The sequence below is a fragment of the Actinoplanes oryzae genome (genome assembly GCF_030757795.1).
GTDB lineage: Bacteria > Actinomycetota > Actinomycetes > Mycobacteriales > Micromonosporaceae > Actinoplanes.
Genome location: NZ_JAUQWH010000304.1, coordinates 1 through 4,513, shown reverse-complemented (window position 1 = coordinate 4,513; position 4,513 = coordinate 1). Strand labels below are relative to the sequence as shown.

Sequence of the window (4,513 nt, the reverse complement as noted above, 5' to 3'; positions counted from 1 at the left end):
CCGCGACACCACCTTCCACACCCGGGTCACCGAGCTGCGTTGGAACGAGGACTCCGCCGACTGGACCGTGCTCACCGACCGCGGTGACCGGATGCGCGCCCGGTACGTCGTCGTCTCCTCCGGCGTGCTGAGCGCCCCCAAGCTGCCCGGCATTCCCGACATCGAGACGTTCCGCGGCCACACCTTCCACACCAGCCGCTGGGACTACGACTACACCGGCGGCGACCAGAACGGCGGCCTCAACAAGCTGGCCGGCAAGCGCGTCGGCGTGGTCGGCACCGGCGCGACGGGCATCCAGGTCATCCCACATCTGGGCCGCGATGCCGAGCATCTGTACGTCTTCCAGCGCACGCCGTCGTCGGTCGACGTCCGGGACAACCGGCCCACCGACCCGCAGCGGGCGGCGTCGTTGCGGCCCGGCTGGCAGAGCGAGCGGATGGACAACTTCCTCACCGTCGTGACCGGAGGAAAGGCCGAGGTGGACCTGATCGCGGACGGCTGGACCAGCACCGCCGGACTGCAACGCAGCCTGCTCACCGGCCACAGCGATCTGACCGACGAGCAACTCGAACTGGCGGACGCGAACAAGATGAACCAGATCCGGGCCCGGGTGGACGAAATCGTCACCGATCCGCAGGTCGCCGCCCTGCTCAAGCCCTGGTACCGGTACATGTGCAAGCGGCCTGCGTTCAGCGACCACTACCTGCAGACCTTCAACCGGTCCAATGTCACTCTCGTCGACACTGCCGACCACGGCGGCATCACCCGGATGACCGAGAACGCCGTCGTCGTCGGCGACCGCGAGTACGAGGTCGACTGCGTCATCTTCGCCACCGGCTTCGAGGTCGGCCGCTCCGGCATCGCCTCCGGCACGCTGCCGGTCTACGGCCGCGACGGCATGCCGCTGCTCGGCTACTGGCGCGACGGGGCACGTACGCTGCACGGTTTCTACAGTCATGGTTTCCCCAACCTGTTCCACCTCGGCCTGGTGCAGAACGCCTCGTCGGTGAACTTCGTCCACGTGTTGCAGGAGCAGGCCACCCACATCGGCGCGGTCGTCAAAGCGGCGGTCGGCAGCGACGCCCGCTATGTCGAGCCCACCCTGGAGGCGGAGAACGCCTGGATTCAGACCATCCGCGACACCGCGCCCCACACGTACGAGTTCCAGATGTCCTGCACACCGGGCTACAACAACAACGAGGGGAAACCCGCGGCGGCCATGAACTCCTACGGCCCGGGACCGATCGCGTTCCATGACCTTCTCCGCCGCTGGCGGACCGAAGGCGGCCTGGCCGACGTCCTGGTCGGCCCGTGACCGTGCGCCGGATGCACCACCTGACCCGGCCGACCTTCCTGCGCGGTTCCAACGGCGTGGCCTTCGGCCCGGACGGCCGGCTGTACGTGGCGCAGTTCCTCGCCGGGCGGATCAGCGCCGTCGACCTGACCACCGGCGACCGGGAAACCGTCGCCGGCCCGGACGATCCGATCCAGTCCCCCGACGACCTCGCCTTCGACAGCACCGGCGCGATGTACGTGACCGACCTGGTCCCCGGCCGGGTCTGGCGGCGCAGCCCGGCCGGTGACTACGAGATGGTCAGCGACAATCTGCGCCGGCCCAACGGGATCGCCTGCGTACGGGACCGCCTGTTCGTCAACGAGTCGGGTCCCGGGCGGCCGGCTGCTGGAACTGTTTCCCGGCGGATCGCAGCCGACCGTCCTCGCCGGCTCGCTCGCGGCCGGCAACGCCATGCAGCTGGGTCCGGACGGCCTTCTCTACTACCCGCACATGCTCACCGGCGAGGTCCTGCGCATCTCCCCCGGCGGCGGTGAACCCGAACTTGTCGCTACCGGCGTGCACGAACCCGTCGCCGTTCGCTTCGACCGCGGTGGCGTCCTGCACGTGCTCTCCCGGGGCGCCGCCGGCATCATCACGCAAATCGACCTGTTCGGCGGCGGCGGTCGGACGACCGTGACCACCGGCATCTGCGGCCAGGACAACGCCGCGGTCGACAACGAGAACCGGATGTTCGTCTCCAGCTTCGCCGGCGGAGGCATCACCGAGGTGTTCCCGGACGGCCGGACCCGCGAGGTGCTGCCGCGGGGCGCGGCCGGGCCCTACGGCGTGACCATCGACCTGGCCGGCACCGTGCACGCCGCCGACCACTACCGGATCGCCGGGCCCGACACCGGCGATCAGCTGGTCTTTTTCGCACACGGCATCGTCGCCGACGGCGGCCTGCTTCACCTCACCTCCCAGTACGGCCAGATGTTCACCTACGATCGCGCCACGAGAACGACCCGCAACCGGCTGTCGGGCCTGGACTGCCCGCTCGGCCTCGCGGTACAAGCCGACGGTGTGCTGGTGATCGCGGAGTCCGGCGCCGGGCGGATCCTCACGGTGGACGGCGACGACCGGGTCAGCGTCCTGGCGGAGGGCTTTGCCCGGCCGGTCGACGTCGCCATCGATACCGACGGCCGGGTCTATGTCAGCGATGAAGCCGGGGGCGCCCTCTTCCGACTCGCCAGCAACGGCAGCGAGCGGGTAGCCGACGGTCTCGACCGGCCGCAGGGGATAGCGGTCGACGGCGACCATCTGTACGTCGTCGAGGCCGGACGGCGGCGGGTGCAGTCCCTGCACCTGCGCACCGGAGAGTTCCGGGTCGAGGCCACCGTTGAGGTTAACGTCCCCGACCCGCGAACCCAGCCGGCCCTGTTCGCTCACGGACCGGGCGTTCCAAGACCTTTCGCCGGCCTCGTGGTGGCTCCCGACCGTTCGCTGATCGTCGCCGCCAACCGGGAGGGTGGCGTCGTGCAGCTCAGCGAATAGCCGGGCCTCGGTCGACAGACCTGGATATCAGCGCACGACGACCCGGACGCGGCCGAGATTCTGGATTCGTCCGAAGGGCGTCTGCTGGTCACCGTCGCGGTGCGAAGCCGCCCGCAGGACCGGGAAGTACGTACCCGGCGCCGTGAAGGCATGGGTGGCCGACAGGTCGACGACCGGCTGCGGGGTCGCGACGGCCGCCGGCACGGGATAGTCGCCCGACCCCAGGAAGTCCCACTCGGCCGCGACGACGCTACCGGCGCCGGGTGGCACCTCGACGCGGGCGTGAAAGGTGACCGGCTGCCCGACGGCGACCTCCGCGCGGACGCCGCCGTCGGCCCTCAGGTCGACAACCGGCTGGACGCCGCCCCGCTCGGCGGCGCCGGCCGGCACAACGACCTGCGAGCCGGCAACCGTGTAACTGGTCGTGGCCGGCCGGATACCTCTCTCGACCCAGGCGCTCAGATCACGCAGCGCCTGTTGCAGGACGGTGCCGTAGGCGATCGTGCGGGCCTCGGCGGCGACACTGCTGGGGTTGTCGTGTTGGGCGTGGTCGATGTACCAGAGGGCGAAGGAGTCCTCGGCGGCATCGCCGAGGTGGTCGGCCACCCGTGAGCGGTACCAGTCGGCGAACCAGGGGAAGGCGTCGATGTCCATGAGGTTCTGGACGACAAGCATCTTGCCGTGGATGCGCCCGTCCGGCACCGACCCGGCCACCCCCGCGGCCATGACGGGCCCGAGTAGCCTCGGCCGCTGCGGATGGGCGGGCCGGCCAGCGGCGTCGCGGAACTGGTTCCAGCCGTACAGGTCGGGGGTGGGGACCTGGTGACGCTGGTAGGTCTGCAGGGCCAGGATCCAGGAGTTGTCGATCCGGACCAGGTCGCCCGGCCGGAAGCCGGCAATCGTCGTACGGTCCGCGGAGATCGGGAAGGAGACCACCCGGCCGTCGACGGCGGAGATCGGCACGCTCTGGCCGGCGGCGGGGCCGGTGAGGGCGACCACATGGGCGTCGCGCAGGTCGCGCTCGGGCGGTTCGGCCAGTTCCAGCCGGGCGGCCGGACCCGGTATGACGGCGGCGACGGTGGTTTCGAAGCTGAACCGGGCGGCGCCGATCGCCGAGGCGGGGTCGGTGCCCAGATATCCGGGCTCGGTCCAGAAGTCCGTCACGTAAGTGGGATCCATGGCGGCCACGCCGGGGTGGTTCATGGTGAAGTATCCGCTGTCGAGGGTCGTGTGGTTCCACCAGCCACGAGGCGGATAGCCCAGCAGCGTCGCCTCGTCGAGCGCCGCCCGTTCCTCGTCGTCGAGCCCGGCGTAGAGGTCGCCGCTGCCGCCCGGGTCGACCGCGTCGAGAACCCCGGGGAACTTGTCGCGCTGGCGCAGAACACGCAGTGTGTGCAGCCGGACGGTGAACGCGCTGGGGATGGAGTACGGAACACCCATAACGAACGGGACGAAGCCGTCCCAGACGCCAACAGTGTTCTCCGCCGCACCCAGCACCTGGTACGAGCCGCCGCTGCCCCCGATCAGATACCCGTACGGGCGGTGCTCGCCGTACAGGTCCGAGGCGACCTGACGCGAGAACTCGGCGGCGGCCGCGTTCACCCGGTAGGCGCCGATCGCCGGGTCGCCGGCGCGGTCGGCCCCACCAAGGTTGGTCTGCACGTAGTACGCCCCGCTGGCGATGGT

At 70.3% G+C, this 4,513-nt stretch carries 4 protein-coding genes; 3 read left to right on the top strand and 1 reads right to left on the bottom strand.

The genetic code is table 11. The features are described from left to right. The 3 genes from RBH18_RS43140 to RBH18_RS43130 form a co-directional block, all read left to right on the top strand. Positions 1-1,315, top strand: a 1,315-nt coding sequence (locus RBH18_RS43140; RefSeq protein WP_306216319.1) for a flavin-containing monooxygenase, incomplete at its 5' end; no start/stop codon positions are given. Then, a complete protein-coding gene (locus RBH18_RS43135; RefSeq protein ID WP_306216318.1) occupies positions 1,312-1,830 on the top strand; it encodes an SMP-30/gluconolactonase/LRE family protein in 519 nt (172 codons plus the stop codon). The genes RBH18_RS43140 and RBH18_RS43135, both read left to right, overlap by 4 nt. Continuing rightward, a complete protein-coding gene (locus tag RBH18_RS43130; RefSeq protein ID WP_306216317.1) occupies positions 1,787-2,827 on the top strand; it encodes an outer membrane protein assembly factor BamB family protein in 1,041 nt (346 codons plus the stop codon). The genes RBH18_RS43135 and RBH18_RS43130 overlap by 44 nt, the downstream gene beginning before the upstream one ends. Positions 2,828-2,854: 27 nt before the next feature. Here RBH18_RS43130 and RBH18_RS43125 read toward each other — a convergent pair. Continuing rightward, the coding region (locus RBH18_RS43125) for a PKD domain-containing protein (protein ID WP_306216316.1) at positions 2,855-4,513 on the bottom strand (1,659 nt) is incomplete at its 5' end.